Raw genomic sequence first — 17,526 nt, 5'->3', positions numbered from 1 at the left:
CCGGGCGAAAGCGCGGGGGCCGTCGGCGGCCGGTCGGGTCCCGGCAGCGGGCGGGCGGGGCTCGACGGCGGCCGGTCGGGGCTCAGAAGCGGGCGGGCGGGGCTCGACGGCGGGGGCGGGGGTGCCACCCAAGTCGCCCAGGTCGCCGGGGCCGCCGAAGTACCCGACCTCACCGTCGCACCCGGCGCCCCCGTGACCCCCGTCACCCCCGTCACCCCCGTCACCCCCGTCACCCCCGTCACCCCCGTCACCCCCGTCACCGAGGATCTCCCTCGTCCGGCCGTGGTCCGCGGCTCGGCCTCGGTCGAGGACCAGGACCCGGTCCGCCGTGCGCCGCACCAGGGAGAGGTCGTGGCTGAGCAGCAGCACGCCCACCCCGCTGTCGGCGAGAGCGCGGACGGTGCGTCCGACGGCCTGGGCCAGGGACGGGTCGAGGCCGCTGGTCGGCTCGTCGAGGACGAGCAGGCGCGCGCCCGTGACCAGGGCGGAGGCGAGCGCCAGACGCTGCTGCTGGCCGCCGGAGAGCTGGTGCGGGAAGCGCCTGCGCACCAGGTCCCGGTCGAGCCCGGCGGCGGTCAGGCTCCGGGTGACGGCGGCGGCGCGCGCGGCCCTCCCGTCGTGCCCGAGGGCGGCTAGTTCCCGCAGCACCCCCTCCACCCGGCGGACCGGGTCGAGGACGGACTCGGGGTGCTGGGGCAGGTGGGCCACCCGTCCGGCGCGCGCGGTGCGGCGGGCCCCCGGGGTGAGGGTCAGCAGGTCCGTCCCCGCCAGCAGGACGCGTCCCGACAGGCGCACCCCGGCGCGCGAGGCGCCCAGCGCGGCCAGGCCGAGGGTGGTCTTGCCGCTCCCCGACGGTCCGACGACGGCGACCACGCCACCGGTGGGCACCGTCAGGCCGACCCCGTCGAGGAGCGGGCGCGGGCCGCCCCGCGCGTACGCCGAGATCTCCGCCAGCTCCAGCAGGGGTGCGGGGGACGCTCCGGTCATGCTCGGCCCCTCTCCCGGGCGAGGACGCGGTCGACGAGCAGGTTGCCGCCGACGCACAGCGAGGTCAGCAGACCGGCCGGGACCAGGACCGCGGCGGGCTGGGTGAACAGGGCGTCGCTGTTGCGCTCGATGAGGACCGCCCAGTCCGGTGCGGAGGCGGGCAGGCCGAGGCCGAGGAAGTTGGCGGACGCCAGCAGGTACAGCACCGTGGAGAACCGCCCGGCGGCGTCGGTGGCCAGCGGCGCCGCCACCTCCCGCGCCAGGTGCCGGAGGTGGATGTAGCCCCAGCCGTGCCCCTGCATCCGCAGCGCCTCGACGACCGTCCGCGCGCCCGGCGCGAGCGCGGCGCCGCGCACCAGGCGGGCCACGGCGGGGACCTGGAGCGCGCCCGCGACCGTCACCAGCCAGAACCAGTCGCGGCGGCCGGTCGCCGCCAGGGTCATCAGCACCAGCAGTCCGGGGAAGGCGAGGACGAGGTCGAGGGTGCGCATGACCGTCTCGTCGAGGACCCGGCGCGGGCCCGCGGCCAGCAGGCCCAGCGGGACGCCGAGCAGCGTGCCCACGGCGAGCGCGGCGAGGGCGCTGCCGACGACCGACGCGCCGCCCTCCAGCACGAGGGTGAGCACGTCGCGGCCCAGGACGTCCGTGCCGAGGGGGTGCCCCGAGCCCGGCGGCCGGGAGGGGAGGGCGCCGGGCAGGGGCGCGTCGTCCCCGGCCGCCGCCGGTCCGAGCAGCGCCACCAGCAGGGGCACGCCCAGCAGGGCCGCGGCGAGCCACGGGCGACGGCGCCGGGCGGTGGCGTCGCGGGACGTCCTCGTCGGCGGCCGGGTCATCCGGTCACCTCGCGGCGGGGCGCGAGCCGGTGGGCGACCAGGTCCCCGATCAGGTTCACCAGGACCGCGGTCGCGGAGAACAGCAGGGCGTACGTCTGCACCTGGGGCAGGTCGCGGTTCTGCACCGCCTCGACGAAGCCGTCGCCCAGGCCGCGGAACCCGAACACCGCCTCCACCAGGACGGCGCCCCCGAGCAGCCCCTCCACGCAGCGCGCGTACTGCTGCGCCGCGGGTCCCAGCGCGCCGGGCAGGACGTGCCGCAGCACGACGGTGCGCTCCCGCATCCCGAGCAGCCGCAGGTGCCCGGCGACGGCACCGTGCCGCTGGACGGCGACCGCGGCCCGTATCTGCCGTGCCAGATCACAGAGGTGACGGGCCGTCAGGACGATGACGGGCAGGACGAGCACCGCGGGCTGGGCGAGCAGCGCGGCGCCGTCCATGCCGACGGCGGTCGCGGGCAGCAGTCCGGCGGCCAGCGACACCGAGGCGACGAGCAGCAGCCCGAGCACGAACTCCGGTACGGCGTGCAGCACGACGGCCGCGGTGTTCAGCGCGCGGTCGAGGAGGCTGCCCTCGCGCAGCCCGGACAGCGTGCCCACGACCGGCGCGAGGACGGTGACGAGCAGCAGCGCGGGCAGGCCGAGCAGGAGGGTCACGCCGACGCGGCGGCCGAGGTCGTCGCCGACGGGCAGCCCGGTCGTCAGGGAGTGGCCGAGGTCGCCGGTGAGGAGGTGGGCGAGCCAGTGCCCGAAGCGGGTGAGGGCGGGCTCGTCCAGGCCCAACCGCGCGCGCAGCGCCTCTACTTGCTCCGGTGTGCCGAGTTCGCCGCGCAGCACGTCGGCGGTGTCGCCCGGCAGGAACGAGCCGACGGCGAACACGGCGACCAGCACCACCAGGCACTGCGCCAGGGCCAGCAGGCACCGCCGCAGGACGTACCCGCGCACGTCAGCTGAGGCGGACCCGGTCGAAGCGGGCCCAGTCGTGCGAGTTCGGCGGCGCGGCACGCAGCCCGCGGACCGACGACGCGATGGCGTCATTGGCGTCGGAGAAGGCCCACACCAGGAGCCCGGACTCGTCGCGCGCGAGCTTCTGGGCGCGGGCGAGCAGGCCGAGCCGTTCCTTCTCGTCGCGGCTGGTGCGGGCCCGGTCGAGGAGCGCGTCGAACGTCCGCGAGGCGTACTGCGTCTGGTTGCGGGCGGCGCCCCCGCGCACCCGCTGCTGGAGGAAGTCGGAGACCGGCAGGGTGGAGGTGGTGTTGAAGGCGGCGACGCCCTTGGTCTTGATCTCGCTGAAGTAGGTGCTGGAAGCACGGGTGTTGACGCTGAGGCGCAGCCCCACCTCGCGCAGTTGCCGCGCCATGAGGTCCGCCGCCGGTTCCCAGGCCGCGTCGACGGAGCTGGTCTCGACGGTGACGCGCAGCCCCTCGGCCCCGGCCTCCTTCACCAGGGCGCGCGCCCGGTCGACGTCGCGCTCGCGCGGCTCCAGGTCGTCGGGGTAGCCGCGCAGGCCCATCCCGAACAGGTCGTCGCCCGCCCGGCCGTGTCCGGCGAGCGCGATCCTGACCAGGGCCGCGCGGTCGATGCCCAGTTGGACGGCGCGGATCAGCCGCGGGTCGGAGAAGGGCGCGCGGCCGGTGCGCAGCAGGAGTTGCTGTGCGGTCGCCCGCTCGGCCGTCAGCAGACGGGTGCCGCTGTTCCCCTTCAGCCGCTCCACGGAGGCGCCGGCCATGTCGGCGCCGTAGTGCACCTGTCCGGACAGGAGCGCGTTGAGCCGTGCGGACTCCTCGTCGGCGGGGACGATCTCCAGTTCCGCGATGTGCGGGGCGCCGTCCCAGTGGTCCGCCCAGCGGCGGTAGCGGGCGGTGCCGCCGGGGGTGAAGGAGACGAAGGTGAAGGGTCCGGAGCCGACGGGCTTGCGGAAGTCCGTGGTGCCGTCCGGGACGATCTCGGTGCCGGGTCCGGCGAAGACGGTGGGGAACTCGAAGTTCGGGGCCTTCAGCACGAGGACGAGGGAGCGGTCGCCGTCGGCCCTGCTGGCGCCGAAGTCGATGGCGGAGAGCAGCACTTGGGACGGGGAGCCGGTCGAGGGGTCGGCGGCGCGGCGGTAGCTGTAGAGGACGTCCCGCGCGGTGACCGGGCTGCCGTCGTGGAAGCGCGCGGCGCGCAGCCGTATGCGCCAGCGGGTGCCGGAGGCGTCGCTCTCCCAGGACTCGGCGAGGCGTTCGCGGACCGACATGTCGTCCGCGTAGGTGCCGAGCGTGTCGTAGAGCGCCTTGGCACGGGCCTGGTCGACGAAGTTCGGCGCGACGTGCGGGTCCAGGGTCTCCTGGGAGCCGCCGGAGGTGAACGCGGCCCGGAACCGGTCGCCGTCTCCCCCGTCCCTGGTGTCGCCGCCGCAGCCGGTGAGCAGGCCGGTACCGGCGAGCGCCAGGGCGCCCGAGGCGGCCAGCACCCCGCGCCTGCCGGGCCCGGCCTTCGGGGACTGGGCATGCGTTGTCGTCACATCGATCCTCTCCGGGGGTCCTCGCCCCTGCTGCTGGACCGGCGACGGGTCAGTCTCCTGGCTCCCGGATCGTCGCTCGCCTCCGCCTTCCCGCCCGCGGGGTCGCGGGCAGTGGCGTGCGGGAGGGTCGCTTCCCGGTCACAGTGGCGGGACCGCGCCGGACTCGCACCGGCTTCCTGATCCCCGTCGCCTCGTGTGCTCATTGTGACGCACGTGCCGTCGGCGGCCGGAGCCCGGCGCCCTTGGGGCGGGGCCGTGACCTCGTCGGCGGTCTCCCCCCGGATCTGTCGTATCGATGCCTTTCGATGCCCGGAGTCCCGCCGGTGCGGCGACTCGGCGGCGCCCACGCGCAACCGGGCCCCACCCGGCGGGAAGCGCCGGGCGGGGCTCAGCGGTGGGTCGGTACGGGCCGGGTCTGTTCGGCGCTCAGCGGGCCTCGGGCGTTCCGGCCTTGATGCTCGTCACGAACGACGCGAAGGCTATGGCGGTCAGGTTCAGCACCGGACCGTCGGCGGCCTTGGAGTCACGGACGGGGACCACGCCGCGCGAGGCGGCGAGGTTGGCGGCGACCTCGACGCAGTTACCGCCGTTGTCGCTGTAGGAAGACTTGAACCAGCGGGGGGATTCGGTCGTCACGGGATGCCCTTTCGTACCTGCTCGATCATGGCCACGGACGCCGCCTGCGGCAGCGCTTCAGCCTGCAACTGATGGTAGGCCGCCAACAGGGGAATCACAGCCGTCGTCTCGCGTTCCAGGTGCCCCTGCATCTGCGATTCCGCGTACGCGACCACGGACAGGTCCGGCAACGTCAGCAGGTTCATAGGGAGGTTGAACGGCCGACGTTCGCCTATGTCGAACGGGGCGATCTGAAGGACGGTGTGGGGCAGTTCGGCGAAGGCCGTCAAGCGGTCGAGCTGTGCGTTCATGATCTCGGCGCCGCCGATCCGCCTGCGCACGCAGCTCTCGTCCATCACCACCAGCATCATGGGCGCGCGGGGCCGCAGCAGGGCTTCCTGCCGCTCCGCCAGGAACGCCACTCGTTCATCGGCCTGTTCGGGCGTGATGGCCCCTCGCTGTGCGGCACTGTCGGCGAGAACCCGCGCGTACTCCGGTGTCTGCAACAGTCCCGGAATGATCCCGATCTCGTACAGCCGGATCTCCGCGGCTTTGCCCTCGTAGCCGACGTATTCCGGAAATCCCTCCAGGAGCGCCCCGTGCCGGATCTCGCGCCATCCGCGCTCGAACGTGTCCGAGGTGCCCTCGATACCGAAGGCACGGTCAGTACTGCGCGAGAAACGCCGAGTTGGCGGCTTGCGACTGGTTTCCACCGCCGAAATGTGCTGACTGGAATATCCCGTCCGCTCGGCGAGCTGGTCCTGTGTCCAGCCTCGTGTCTCCCGCAAGCTGCGCAGACGCGCGCCGAATGCCGCCTCGGGCGACTCCCCGGGATTCAGATCCTTGCGGTTCACCATGACCCGACCATCCCTTCCTTCGAATCTGCCACGTTGAAGAGTTCCTGTCTGTAGCCGAATCTGAGCCTGCTTGGAGTCGTAGCACTACGGAGAGCAACGGACGGACCCCGCAAGGCCGTCCAGAAGCGGAGTCGCGTGATGCGCAATGTAGTTGGCGAGGCACCCGCTCGGGCGGGTTCGGATCAGGGCTCACTCGAAGGTGTGTCCGGCACCGGGAAGGGGTGCACCGACGCCCGTGGGGACGAGTACTCGACGTACGCGCCCTCCGGCGAGGTGTGTCCGGGGTGCTCCGTGGCGATCGGGTCGCTCGACCTGTGCCGTCGGGTGTCGGGGCCGGACGCGGGTGCGCGGGGTCGGTACTGGCACCCGGGATGCGCGCGGGGTGACGCGTGAGCGGGGCGGGTGGCGAGCCTGAGCTGCCCGCGGGCTGGACCTCGTTCCGGTCGGAGGACGGGCAGACGCTCTCCGGGGCCGTGGTGCGCGGGAGTTGGTACGCGACCGCGCCCTACGCGGGTCGGGCTCTGGACGCGGCGAGAGAACGGCTCGGACCGTACGCCGGGACGTTGGAATGCACGGTGGTGGCGGACTCGTGGGCGGAGTTGTGCGCGGCGACGGCCGCCCAGCACGAGGTGTGGGAGTCGCTGCACACGGGGGACTCCGCGTGAGGCACCGCGCGCGGACAGGCACGTCGACGCCGGTCCACGCCGTGCAGACCGTCCACGTCGTCCATGCCGTCCACGTGGCCGAAGCCGTGTCGTCAACGTCGTCCATGCCGTCCATGCCGTCAACGCCGTCCATGCCGTCCATGCCGTCGACCGGCTTTCCGGCCGGTCCCCCGTGAGGTGCCTGATGCGTCCGTGCACCGCGGTCGTCCTGGCGCCGCTGGCGCTGTGGGAGTTCGCCCGCCTCGACGGTCCGCCGGTCACGGTGGTCGGCCCGTGGGAACCGTGGCAGCGGTGCCGGATCGCTCTGTGGCACAGGGGTGATCACGCCTCGCGTTTCGGTGACCGGGATGACGATCCGGACCATGCGCTGTGGCTCCTGTGGTCCACGGGCGGCAGCCCCCGGATCGGGTGGCAGCGCTTCTGCGGGCAGTTCACACCCGGCCGGGACGACGTGTGCACCTTCTTCTCCGGCCATCCCCGGGAGCACTCGTGGGATGTGGTCGACCCGGCCGTCGAGAGGCTGTGGCGTCAGTACAAGGTGAACGGGGCGGGATTCCCGAAGACGGTGCGCGGGCGGGAGACCGGCGGGTGAGCGGAGGGCCGGCGCTCAGGTGGAGTCGCGCACCACCAGTTCCGTCGGCAGGGTCATCTGCTGCCGGGGCGCGCCGTGCCGCGTGATGTCGGTGAGGATGCGGGCCATGGTCCGCCCGAGTTCCTCCACGGGCTGCCGCACCGTCGTCAGCGGCGGATCGGTGTGCCGGGCGAGGATGGAGTCCTCGAACCCGATCACGGCGACGTCGTCCGGTACCCGGCGCCCCTGCCGCCGGAGTTCGGCCAGGGCCCCCACCGCCATGAGGTCGGAGGCGGCGAAGACGGCGTCGAGGTCGGGGCGGCGTTCGAGAAGCAGCCGCATGGCGCGGCCGCCGCCCTCCTCGGTGAAGTCGCCCGCCTCGACGAGTTCCGCCGCCGCGGGCGCCCCCGCCTCCTCGTGCGCGGCCCGCCAGCCCTCCAGCCTGCTGCGGCCGACGTCCATGTCCAGCGGCCCGGTGATGGTGGCGATCCGTCCGCGTCCGCGGCCCAGCAGATGGCGCACCGCGGCGGCGGCTCCTCCGGCGTTGTCCGAGTCGACGTAGCTCAGCCGTTCTCCGGCGTCCCGGCGGCCCGCCAGCACCGTGGGCAGGCCCATCTCCTCCAGCATCGCGGGCAGTTGGTCCCGGGCGTGCACCGAGACCAGCAGCACGCCGTCCACCCTGCGGGCGGCGACCGTGTCGGTCAACTGGTCGCGCTCGGCCCGGTCCCTGACCAGCATCAGCTGCAACTGCGTCCGGGTCTCGGCGAGGGCCCCGCTGACCCCGCGGATCAGCGCGGCGAAGAACGGTTCCGAGCCGAGCCTGCTCTCCGACTCCGGGATCACCAGAGCCACCGCGTCGGTCCGGTTGGTCACCAGGCCCCGGGCCACGGAGTTGGGCACGTAGTTGAGTTCCTTGATCGCGGCGAGGACCCTGGCCCGCGCGTCGGCACTGACCAGGTCCGAGCCGTTGACGACACGGGAGACCGTGGTGCGGCCGACTCCGGCGCGGGCGGCGACCGTCTTGATCGTGGGACGGCGATTGCCGGTCATGCACTCCCCCTCAACGGCCGCGGAGGCGGCGCCTGTCGCAAAGGTGACCTGCGGCATCTTCGCAGATCCCGCTGTGGCCGACGCACGGCCCGGCCCCGGGCGCGCGAGGCCCGGCACGGGCGCCCCGGTGACAACTTGCTTTCGGGTCATTGACAGACCGGGGCCGCTCCCACGAGTCTTCACAACGCCGTTGGGAACGTGCCCACCACTTTTGGGCACGTTCCCAACGCGTCCGGAAGCCGTCTCACCCCTCGCCGTCTCCCCCGCGGACCTCCCCCCGCGACGGATCGGCGCCATCGCCAGGAGGAGATCCATGGGCACGCTCGGTTCGTTACGCGGAAGGGCGGTGGCGGCGGTCGCGGCCGTCGGCGCGCTGACGCTCCTCGCCGGCTGCGGCGGCAGCGGCGACTCGGCCACCGGCGGTGGCAAGAAGGACGGCAAGGTCACCATCACCATGGGCATGTACGGCGTGATGGGGATCAAGGAGACGGGGCTCCTGGAGCAGTACGAGAAGGAGAACCCCGGGGTCGAGATCAAGGCCGAGGTCGCCGGGGACGAGCAGACGTACTACACCGCGTTGCAGACGAGGCTCGCCGCGGGCAAGGGCCTCAAGGACATCCAGGGCATCGAGATCGGTCGGGCCAAGGAGATCACCGAGACCCAGGCGGACAAGTTCGCGGACTTCTCCGGCGTCGCCGGGCTCGATCACTTCCTGCCCTGGAAGGAGTCCCAGATCAGCACCGGGGACGGCAAGGTGCTGGGGCTCGGCACGGACATCGGCCCGATGGCCGTCTGCTACCGCAAGGACTACTTCGAGCAGGCGGGCCTGCCCACCGACCGCGAGAAGGTCGCCGAGCTGTGGGCGGGCGACTGGTCGAAGTACGTCGAGGTCGGCCGCACCTTCAAGAAGGACTTCAAGGGCGGCCGCGTCTCCTACATGGACGCCGTCAGCGGCCTGTTCAACGCCATGGTCTACGGCTACCCCGAGCAGTACTACGACGACAAGGGCGAGCTGATCTACGACAAGAACCCGGCCGTCAAGGAGGCGTGGAACCTCGCCGCCGACGCCGCCGAGGACGGGCTGAGCGCCAAACTCCGCCAGTTCCAGCCCGGTTGGGACCCCGGTCTGGCCAACGGCACCTTCGCCACCGCCGTCTGCCCGGCGTGGATGCTCAGCCACATCAGCGAGAAGGCCGGGGCCGCCAACAAGGGCAAGTGGGACGTCGCCAAGGCGCCCAAGGGAGCCAACTGGGGCGGTTCCTTCCTGGGCGTGGTCGAGCAGAGCCCGGTGAAGGAGGAGGCCAAGAAGCTCGTCGCCTGGCTGACCGCGCCCGAGCAGCAGACCCACATCTTCACGAAGATCGGGAACATCCCCTCGTCCAGGACCGCGCTGGAGAGCGCCGCCGTGAAGAACGCCAGGTCCGCGTACTTCAGCGACGCCCCGATCGGCCAGATCTTCGGCGCCGCGGCCAAGGAGATCCCGGACAAGCAGGTCCTCGGCCGCAAGGACGGCACGATCAAGGACACGTTCTCGCAGGGCCTGAGCCTGATCGAGCAGCAGGGCACCGCGCGCGACAAGGCGTGGAGCACCACGACGGGGCGCATCGAGAAGGCGGTCCGCTGACCTTCCGCCCCCGCGGCCTCCGGGCCCGCACGCCGTCGTCCGGCGGGCGGGCCCGGGGCGCCGCACGCGCCACCCCCACCCCCACTCTCGCTCTCGCTCTCGCTCTCGGGAAGGAAGTCCGGTGGCCACCTCCACCACCAACGAGCCGCTCGGCGGGACGCCGTCCGGTCCGCCGTCGCCCGCCGACGGCGCGGGGACCGGTCGGCGGCTCGGCGCGCTGCTGCACCGGCTCGACGTCAAGGGCGCCCCCTACGCGTTCGTCGCGCCGTTCTTCGTGATCTTCGCGGCGTTCAGCTTCTACCCGCTCGTGTACACCTCGTGGATCTCGCTGCACGACGTGGAACTGGCGACCCTGGACGTCATGAAGTGGGTCGGGTTCGGCAACTACGTCGACCTCTGGGGCGACTCCCGGTTCTGGAACGCGCTGCGGAACACGATCAGCATCGGTGTCCTCTCCACGGTGCCGCAGCTGATGATGGCGCTGGGCCTGGCTCACCTGCTCAACTACCGGATGCGCGCCTCGCTGTTCTTCCGGGTCGCCTCGCTGGTGCCGTACGCCACGTCGGTCGCGGCGGCCGCCCTCGTCTTCACCATGATCTTCGAGCGCGACTTCGGGATGATCAACTGGGCGCTCGGGACGGTCGGCGTGGACCCGGTCTCCTGGGAGGCGGAGAAGTGGCCCGCCCAGACCGCGATCTCCACGATGGTCATCTGGCGCTGGACCGGCTACAACGCGCTGCTCTACCTGGCCGCGATGCAGGCCGTGCCCGCCGACCGCTACGAGGCGGCCGCCCTCGACGGGGCCTCGCGGTGGCAGCAGTTCACCCACGTCACGATCCCCGGGATCCGCGCGACCATCGTCTTCACCATCGTGCTCTCGACGGTCGGCGCCACCCAGTTGTTCGGCGAACCGCTGATCTTCGGCCAGGGCCCCAACGGTGTCACCGGCGGTGCCGACAACCAGTACCAGACGCTCGGGCTGCTGCTCTACGAGGAGGGCTGGAAGAACTACCAGATGGGCCGGTCCGCCGCCGTCGCCTGGGCCATGTTCCTGCTGCTCGTTCTCGCCTTCGCCGCGCAGCGCGTCCTCGCGCGCCTGCGGGCCCGTCAGTCCTGATCCGGAGTCGTCATGACCCTGCACAGCCTCCCGGTCCGGACGGACGTCCCGGCCCGGTCCTCCGCCGGGAAGCCTCCCGGCCCCGGCCGCCGCCCGCTGTGGCGCGGGCGCGCCGGCCGCCAGCACCACGCGGGCCCGCTGGCCTACCTCCTGCTCGGCCTGATGACGGTGCTGTCGCTCTTCCCGCTCTACTGGACGATGGTCGCCGCGTCGACCGACAACACGCGGGTCAGCCAGACACCGCCGCCGTTCCTGCCGGGGCCGAACCTGTTCAGCAACCTCTCCCGGGCCTGGGACGAGGCGGCCATGGGCAAGGCGATGCTCAACAGCCTCATCGTCGCCGGGACGATCGCCCTCTCCACGGTGATGTTCGCGACCCTCGCCGGATTCGCGTTCGCCAAGCTCCGCTTCAAGGGGCGCCAGGCCCTGCTGACCCTGGCGATCGGCACCATGCTCGTCCCGCCGCAGCTCGGCGTCGTGCCCCTCTTCATGCTGATGTCGGACCTGGGCTGGTCGCAGCAGTTGCCCGCCGTCATCTTCCCGACGCTGGTCAGCGCCGTCGGCGTCTTCTTCATGCGCCAGTACCTCGCCGAGGCGCTGCCGGACGAGCTGGTCGAGGCGGGGCGCGTGGACGGGGCGCACTCGCTGCGGATCTTCTGGAGCATCGTGCTGCCCGTGGCGCGGCCCGCGATGGCCGTCCTGTTCATGATCACGTTCGTGCACGCGTGGAACGACTTCTTCTGGCCGTTCGTGGTGCTCGACATGACCAACCCGACGGTTCCCGTCGCTCTCACCCAGCTGAGCGCGGGGTACGTCCGCGACCAGTCGCTCATCATGGCGGGCGCGCTCCTCGGCACCCTTCCGCTGCTGCTGATGTTCGTCGTCTTCGGCCGCCAGATCGTCAGCGGCATCATGACCGGGGCCGTCAAGGGCTGACCCGCCGCTCCGTCAGGGACCCGCGGTCCACCGCCGGTCCGCCCCTCCCCGCACTCCAGCAAAGGACTCACGTGGTCACCGCCGCACGACAGCCCGCGCCCGCCCAGGACGCCGCACGCGCCTTCCCCGAGGACTTCCTCTGGGGGTCCGCGACCGCCTCCTACCAGATCGAGGGGGCCGCGACGGAGGACGGCCGGACGGCGTCCATCTGGGACACCTACGCCCGCACCCCCGGTCGCGTCCGCAACGGCGACACCGGTGACGTCGCCACCGACCACTACCACCGCTGGCGCGAGGACGTCGCGCTCATGGCCGACCTCGGCCTCGGCGCCTACCGCTTCTCCCTGGCCTGGCCGCGGATCCAGCCGACCGGCCGGGGCCCGGCCGCGCAGCGGGGCCTGGACTTCTACCGGCGGCTGGTGGACGAGCTGCTCGACAAGGGCATCCAGCCCGTGGCCACCCTCTACCACTGGGACCTGCCGCAGGAGGTGGAGGACGCCGGGGGCTGGCCGGAGCGCGGGACGGCCGAGCGGTTCGCCGAGTACGCGGCGCTGGCGGCCGACGCGCTCGGCGACCGGGTGAGCACCTGGACGACGCTCAACGAGCCGTGGTGCAGCGCCTTTCTGGGCTACGGCTCGGGGGTGCACGCCCCCGGCCGCACCGACCCGGTCGCGGCGCTGCGGGCCGCCCACCACCTCAACCTCGGGCACGGGCTCGCCGTGACGGCGCTGCGGGAGCGGGTACGGGCCGACGCGCGGGTCTCGGTGACGCTCAACATCCACCAGGTGCGCGCGCTCACCGGCAGCGAGGGGGACGCCGACGCGGTCCGCCGGATCGACGCCCTCGCCAACCGGGTCTTCACCGGGCCGATGCTGCGCGGGGCGTATCCGCACGACCTGCTCCAGGACACCGCGAAGCTGACCGACTGGTCCTTCGTCCGGGACGGCGACCTGCGCGGGTGCCACCAGCCGCTGGACTTCCTGGGCGTCAACTACTACGCGCCCACGGTCGTCTCGGCGGCCGACGGCACCGGCACGCACACCTCCGACGGCCACGGCCGGAGCGCGCACAGCCCCTGGCCGGGCGCCGACCAGGTCGCCTTCCACCAGCCGCCGGGCGAGACCACCGCCATGGGCTGGGCCGTCGACCCGAGCGGTCTGTACGACCTGCTGCGCGGTCTCTCCGCCGAGTTCCCGCGGACGCCGCTGGTCATCACGGAGAACGGCGTGGCCTGCGACGACTACGTCGACCCCGCGGGCCAGGTCAACGACCCCGCCCGGATCGCCTACGTGCGCGGTCACCTCGCCGCCGTCCACCGCGCGATCGCAGACGGCGCCGACGTCCGCGGCTACTTCCTGTGGTCGCTCCTGGACAACTTCGAGTGGGCCCACGGCTACGGCAAGCGCTTCGGCACCGTGTACGTGGACTACCCGACCGGCGCCCGGATCCCGAAGGCCAGCGCCCGCTGGTACTCCGAGGTGGTCCGCAGCGGGGTGCTGCCCGCGAACTGACCGTCGGGGCGCCCGGAAAGGGCGTCGACCGACCGGCGGGGGCGCCCGGAAAGGGCGCCCCCGGGGGCCGGACGCCGGGGTGGCACTGCCCCCGGCGGGACCACGGACCCGATCTGACACGTCCCCCGCGCCCCGGTCACCGGGGCGCGTTCCCGGCCCGCCCGGAGACCTGACGTGCGCCCCAGGAGCACCCCGGGCCGCGCCGTCCTCCCGGGCGGGCCGCCGCGCGCGTGCCGACGCATCCGCCGCGCACGCCGACGCATCGGCCGGGAGCGTCCCGGGACATCCGACCACTGCGGCCGCCGCTCCCACGAGAGCGGGCCCTCGGCGCGTCCGGCGCGCCGCCTGCCCCCGCGAGCGCGCGGCACGCGCGGACTGCGCGCATGGCACCCGGTGCCCTCAACCCCCTGGTCAGGGGCCGGAATGTGACCCTACGCACCCGTAGCCGGACACCGCGTCGGACGGCGCGTGCTCATGAGAGCAAAAATTCCAGCATGTGTTGCCGGGAGGTAAACAGCGGACCTACTGTCCCTCGCCAGGACCACATCAGGAGGCCCACATGCGTATCCATCGCATTTCAGGGATCTTTATCGCGACATCAGCCATCGCGTCACTGGCGGCCTGTTCGGTCTCCACCACGCCGGGCGGCTCGGACCAGGCCGCGGGCAAGAAGTCGGACACCCTGTCCATCGGCTTCAGCCAGGCCACCCAGCAGTCGCCGTTCTACGTCCAGTTGCGCGAGGGCGCGGAGAAGGCGGCCGAGAAGGCCGGGGCCAAGCTGAACTTCGCGGACGCCGGTGACGACGTCACCAAGCAGAACAACGACATCCAGGACCTCATCACCCGCGGCGTCGACGTCCTGCTGATCAACCCCGTCGACCCCAAGGGCGTCCAGGCCGGGATCGCGGCGGCCAAGGCGGCGGGGATCCCCGTGGTCACCGTCGACCGCCCGGTGCCCTCCGGAGCCGCCGCCCACGTCGGCCGCGACAACAAGGAGATGGGCCGGCTCGTCGGCGCCGAGGTCGCCAAGTCCCTCGGCGCGAAGGGCGGCAAGGTCATCGAGATCAAGGGCGACGCGGGAGGCGCCGTGGCCCGGGACCGCAGCGCCGGGTTCCATGAGGCCGTCGCCGCGAACAAGAAGATCAAGATCGTCGCCGGTCCCTACTGCGACTACATCCGCTCCAAGGCCGTCACCGCCATGCAGGACCTCCTCCAGACCAACCCGGACGTCAAGGCGGTGTACGCGCACAACGACGACATGGCCCTCGGCGCGCTCCAGGTCCTCAAGGAGAACGGCCGGACCGACGTCAAGGTCGCCGGGGTCGACGGCCTGATGGAGGCCGTCAAGTCCATCGCGGCCCGCGGTCCCTACCTCGCCACCGCCCTCAACGACCCGATCTCCCTGGGCGCCACCGCCGTCGGCACCGCGCTCGACGTGCAGGCGGGCAAGAAGGTCGACGCCTCCGTCGACGCCGGCACCGGGCTCGTCGACGCCTCCAACGCCTCCTCCTACACCGGTTCCACCACCTTCGCCCTCGCGGGCAAGGAGTGACCCCGCCCACCGCCCCGCTGCCCGGCGCCCCCGCGCCCGGCCCCGTCCGAGAGAGCGGAAACCCCATGCCACAGACCATGCGCGCCGCCCTGCTGCACGCCCCGGGCGACATCCGCGTCGAGGAGGTCCCGGTTCCGGAACCCGCCCCGAACGAGGCGCTCGTGCGCGTCGCGGCCTGCGGCGTCTGCGGCTCCGACATACCGCGCATGCTCCGGCCGGGCGGCTCGTACCTGCTGCCGCTGATCTGCGGCCACGAGTTCTCCGGGCACGTCGTCGCCCTCGGCGCCGAACTCGCCGCGGCCGGGACCGTCGCCGAGGGCGACCTCGTCGCCGTCCCGCCGCTGATCCCCTGCCGCCGCTGCGCCCCCTGCGCCCAGGGCCACTTCAGCCTCTGCGAGGACTACGACTACTTCGGCAGCCGCCGGGCCGGTGCCTACGCCGAGTACGTCACCGTCCCCGCGGGCAACCTGATGGTCCTGCCCGCCGACCTCGACCCGCGGGCCGCCGCCATGCTCGACCCGGCCGCCATCGCCCTGCACGCGATCTGGCGCACCAAGCTGCGCACCGGCCACCGCGTCGCCGTCGTCGGGGCGGGGCCGATCGGCCTGTTCGCCGTCCAGTGGGCGCGACTGGCCGGGGCGAGCGAGGTCCTCTCCATCGACGTGAGCGAGCAGAAGGCCGCCATGGCGCTGGAGGCGGGCGCCACCCACACCGCCGCCACCCCGCAGCGCGCCGCCGAACTCGCCGGCCACGGCTACGACGTGATCATCGAGTCGGCGGGCGTACCGGCCACCGCCGACCAGGCGGTCACCCTCGCCGCCCGGCACGGGCAGGCCGTCTTCATCGGCATCCCGCACGACCCGGTGGTCCTGCCCAAGGCGACCTTCAGCAACTTCCTGCGCCGGGAGGTCACCCTGCACGGTGCCTGGAACTCGTTCTCGGCGCCGTTCCCCGGCGACGAGTGGCGCACCGCCGCACGGGCCATGGGCGACGGCAGCCTCCGCTGGAAGTTCATGATCACCCACGAACTGGGCCTGGACGACCTCTCCTCGACCCTGCACAGCCTCGGCGAGCGCTCGGTCTTCAGCTCCAAGGTCCTCTTCCTGCCGAACGGAGACCGCCCATGACCGCGCTCCTCGCCATCGACCTGGGGACAGAGAGCGCCCGCGTCGCCGTCTACAGCGCCGACGGCGAGGAACTCGGGCGCAGCCAGAGCGGCTACCCGACCTCGTTCCCGCACCCCGGCCGCGCCGAGCAGAACCCCGAGGACTGGTGGCGGGCCGTCGTCACCGCCACCCGGGCCGCCGTCGCCGAGGCCGGTGCGCCGCCGGTCGCCGGGGTCGCCGTCGCCACCACCGCCTCGACGGTCGCCGTGCTGGACGGCGACGGACGGCCGCTGCGCCCCGCGCTGCTGTGGATGGACAGCAGGGCCAGCGCGGAGTCCGAGCTGACCGCCCGCTCCTCCCATCCGGTGCTGCGGTACTCGGGCGGCTCGGACGCGGTGGAGTGGCTCGTGCCGAAGGCCATGTGGCTGGCCCGCGAGGAACCGGACGTCTACCGCGCCGCCCGCCGCGTCACCGAGGCCGTCGACTACCTCGTGTGGCGGCTCACCGGCGAGTGGACCGGCTCACGGATGAACGCCGTCTGCAAGTGGAACTACGACCCGCGCGGCGGCGGACTGCCCGACGACCTCTACGCCGAGTTCGGCGTCCCCGACCTGCGCGACCGGCTCCCGGAGCGGATCGTGCCCGTGGGCGGTGCGGTGGCCCCGGTCAGGGCCGCCGTCCGCGACGAACTCGGCATCACCGGCGCGGCGATGGTCGCCGCGGGGGGCATCGACGCCCACCTCTCGCTGCTCGCCGTGGGCGGCGCGCGCCCCGGCCGGGTCTCGGTGGTCTCCGGCACGTCCACCGCGTTCGTCACCGAGATCGACGAACCCGTCTTCCCGCCGACCGTCTGGGGCCCGTACCCGGACGCCCTCACCACCGGCCGCTGGCTGGTGGAGGGCGGTCAGGTCACCTCCGGGTCCGTGCTGACCTGGGCGGGCGAGCAACTGCTCGGCACCCCGCGGGCGCACCTCGCGGGGCTCATCGAGGAGGCGGCCGCGCTGCCGCCCTGCTCGCACGGACTCATGGTCCTGGACTACTTCATGGGCAACCGCACCCCGCTGCGCGACCCCCGGCTGCGGGGCGCGGTCCTCGGGCTGACGCTCGGCAGCAGGCCCGCGGAGGTGTACCGGGCGGCGGTGGAGGGCGTCGCCTACGGCACCCGGCAGGTCCTGGAGTCCTTCGTCGACGGCGGTGTCCCGGTCGACGAGGTGTACGTCTCCGGCGGGATCCGGCACAACCCGCTCTGGCTGCGCACCACGGCCGACGTCCTGGGCCGCCCGCTGCGCCTGGTGGCCGACGACAACCTGACCCTGCGCGCCTGCGCGGTCACCGCCGCCACCGGCTGCGGCCAGGCCGCCTCTCTCACCGAGGCCGCGGCGGGTTTCGCCCCCCGGGTGCGGATCGTGGAGCCCGACACCGCGCACCGCGACGCCCTCGAACAGGGCTACGCCGACTACCGGGCCGCCACCGACGCCACCCGCCCCCTCGCCCACCGGCTCAGCGCACCCGGCCGCTGGGAGGGCTCGGCGCCCCGCGCCACCGCGCACGCGGCGGACGTCGGGGCACGCCGGGTCCGCGACCACCGGCCCGTCTGACC

Annotated in this window: 16 protein-coding genes and 1 riboswitch; of the genes, 9 read left to right on the top strand and 7 right to left on the bottom strand. The window is 73.2% G+C overall.

What is annotated here, in order from left to right; translation table 11 throughout:
• The 6 genes from GA0115242_RS32770 to GA0115242_RS32745 all read right to left on the bottom strand — a co-directional run.
• A partial coding sequence (locus GA0115242_RS32770) for an ATP-binding cassette domain-containing protein (protein ID WP_141721833.1) occupies nucleotides 1-987 on the bottom strand: 987 nt, incomplete at its 3' end.
• Nucleotides 984-1,820: an ABC transporter permease gene (locus GA0115242_RS32765; RefSeq protein WP_093835012.1), complete on the bottom strand. Its 837-nt coding sequence runs from the start codon at nucleotides 1,818-1,820 to the stop codon at nucleotides 984-986. The genes GA0115242_RS32770 and GA0115242_RS32765, both read right to left, overlap by 4 nt.
• Complete coding sequence (locus GA0115242_RS32760; protein ID WP_093835010.1) at nucleotides 1,817-2,764, bottom strand: ABC transporter permease; 948 nt, start codon at nucleotides 2,762-2,764, stop codon at nucleotides 1,817-1,819. Before GA0115242_RS32760 ends, GA0115242_RS32765 begins: the two co-directional genes overlap by 4 nt.
• A gap of 1 nt (nucleotide 2,765) precedes the next feature.
• Complete coding sequence (locus tag GA0115242_RS32755; protein WP_256089810.1) at nucleotides 2,766-4,322, bottom strand: ABC transporter substrate-binding protein; 1,557 nt, start codon at nucleotides 4,320-4,322, stop codon at nucleotides 2,766-2,768.
• Nucleotides 4,323-4,372: 50 nt separating this feature from the next.
• A riboswitch (cobalamin riboswitch) is annotated at nucleotides 4,373-4,503 on the bottom strand.
• A 245-nt stretch (nucleotides 4,504-4,748) separates the two neighbouring features.
• Nucleotides 4,749-4,958, bottom strand: coding sequence for a DUF397 domain-containing protein (locus tag GA0115242_RS32750; protein ID WP_093835006.1), 210 nt, complete (start codon nucleotides 4,956-4,958; stop codon nucleotides 4,749-4,751).
• A complete protein-coding gene (locus GA0115242_RS32745) occupies nucleotides 4,955-5,794 on the bottom strand; it encodes a helix-turn-helix domain-containing protein (RefSeq protein WP_176729953.1) in 840 nt (279 codons plus the stop codon). The genes GA0115242_RS32750 and GA0115242_RS32745 overlap by 4 nt, the downstream gene beginning before the upstream one ends.
• A gap of 389 nt (nucleotides 5,795-6,183) precedes the next feature.
• Between GA0115242_RS32745 and GA0115242_RS32740 the strand changes: the two genes are divergently transcribed.
• Both GA0115242_RS32740 and GA0115242_RS32735 read left to right on the top strand, forming a co-directional pair.
• A complete protein-coding gene (locus GA0115242_RS32740; protein WP_093835004.1) occupies nucleotides 6,184-6,459 on the top strand; it encodes a hypothetical protein in 276 nt (91 codons plus the stop codon).
• 184 nt (nucleotides 6,460-6,643) lie between these two features.
• Nucleotides 6,644-7,051, top strand: coding sequence for a hypothetical protein (locus GA0115242_RS32735; protein WP_093835002.1), 408 nt, complete (start codon nucleotides 6,644-6,646; stop codon nucleotides 7,049-7,051).
• A gap of 15 nt (nucleotides 7,052-7,066) precedes the next feature.
• Here GA0115242_RS32735 and GA0115242_RS32730 read toward each other — a convergent pair whose 3' ends face one another.
• Nucleotides 7,067-8,080, bottom strand: coding sequence for a LacI family DNA-binding transcriptional regulator (locus tag GA0115242_RS32730; RefSeq protein ID WP_093835000.1), 1,014 nt, complete (start codon nucleotides 8,078-8,080; stop codon nucleotides 7,067-7,069).
• Nucleotides 8,081-8,393: 313 nt separating this feature from the next.
• Here GA0115242_RS32730 and GA0115242_RS32725 point away from each other — a divergent pair, with 313 nt between their 5' ends.
• The 7 genes from GA0115242_RS32725 (at nucleotide 8,394) to GA0115242_RS32695 (ending at nucleotide 17,524) form a co-directional block, all read left to right on the top strand.
• Nucleotides 8,394-9,704 (top strand): ABC transporter substrate-binding protein, encoded by a 1,311-nt coding sequence (locus GA0115242_RS32725; protein WP_093834998.1) that lies wholly within the window; start codon nucleotides 8,394-8,396, stop codon nucleotides 9,702-9,704.
• 121 nt (nucleotides 9,705-9,825) lie between these two features.
• The gene (locus GA0115242_RS32720) at nucleotides 9,826-10,821 is read left to right on the top strand and encodes a carbohydrate ABC transporter permease (protein ID WP_093834996.1); all 996 of its coding nucleotides are present in this window, start codon (nucleotides 9,826-9,828) and stop codon (nucleotides 10,819-10,821) included.
• A 12-nt stretch (nucleotides 10,822-10,833) separates the two neighbouring features.
• Nucleotides 10,834-11,757, top strand: a complete 924-nt coding sequence (locus tag GA0115242_RS32715) for a carbohydrate ABC transporter permease (protein ID WP_093834994.1) — start codon at nucleotides 10,834-10,836, stop codon at nucleotides 11,755-11,757.
• 71 nt (nucleotides 11,758-11,828) lie between these two features.
• On the top strand, nucleotides 11,829-13,268 hold the full coding sequence (locus GA0115242_RS32710; protein WP_093834992.1) for a GH1 family beta-glucosidase: 1,440 nt from the start codon (nucleotides 11,829-11,831) through the stop codon (nucleotides 13,266-13,268).
• A 559-nt stretch (nucleotides 13,269-13,827) separates the two neighbouring features.
• Complete coding sequence (locus GA0115242_RS32705) at nucleotides 13,828-14,820, top strand: substrate-binding domain-containing protein (protein ID WP_093834990.1); 993 nt, start codon at nucleotides 13,828-13,830, stop codon at nucleotides 14,818-14,820.
• A gap of 65 nt (nucleotides 14,821-14,885) precedes the next feature.
• Nucleotides 14,886-15,947 (top strand): galactitol-1-phosphate 5-dehydrogenase, encoded by a 1,062-nt coding sequence (locus GA0115242_RS32700; protein WP_202556167.1) that lies wholly within the window; start codon nucleotides 14,886-14,888, stop codon nucleotides 15,945-15,947.
• Nucleotides 15,944-17,524, top strand: coding sequence for an FGGY-family carbohydrate kinase (locus GA0115242_RS32695; protein ID WP_093834986.1), 1,581 nt, complete (start codon nucleotides 15,944-15,946; stop codon nucleotides 17,522-17,524). Before GA0115242_RS32700 ends, GA0115242_RS32695 begins: the two co-directional genes overlap by 4 nt.
• Nucleotides 17,525-17,526: the final 2 nt, after the last annotated feature.

The sequence above is a fragment of the Streptomyces sp. SolWspMP-5a-2 genome, assembly GCF_900091845.1.
GTDB lineage: Bacteria > Actinomycetota > Actinomycetes > Streptomycetales > Streptomycetaceae > Streptomyces > Streptomyces doudnae.
Note: the sequence above shows the minus strand (reverse complement) of the source record. Positions and strands in the feature narration are given on the sequence as shown.